The organism is Psychrobacter sp. GW64-MNA-CIBAN-0177 (genome assembly GCF_040309585.1).
Taxonomy (GTDB): Bacteria; Pseudomonadota; Gammaproteobacteria; order Pseudomonadales; family Moraxellaceae; genus Psychrobacter; species Psychrobacter okhotskensis.
Genome location: NZ_JBEOOY010000189.1, coordinates 1 through 277, shown reverse-complemented (window position 1 = coordinate 277; position 277 = coordinate 1). Strand labels below are relative to the sequence as shown.

Annotated in this window: 1 protein-coding gene; it reads left to right on the top strand. The window is 44.4% G+C overall.

Annotated elements, in window-relative coordinates:
• Positions 1–277 (top strand): PfkB family carbohydrate kinase (locus AAEY79_RS14725; RefSeq protein WP_352289079.1); only part of this gene is annotated, 277 nt, incomplete at both ends.

The following is a 277-nucleotide window of genomic DNA, read 5'->3' as shown; positions in this document are numbered from 1 at the left end:
CCTTTAAATGTGTGCGTCAGACTTAATGCCTTGGGCATTAAAGGTTCGATGATCAGTGCCGTTGGCGATGATTTATTAGGTCGCGAGTTACTGAGTTTTATTGACGATCGCGGCGTTAATCGCGACTGTATCGCCATAGATCCCGTTAAAAGCACCAGCACAGTTCAAGTCACTTTAGACAAAAATGGGTCAGCGTCTTATGACATTGTCGCCGATACTGCGTGGGATAATATCGCATTAACGGAAGATATTATTGAGCAAGTTAATCGTGCTGACG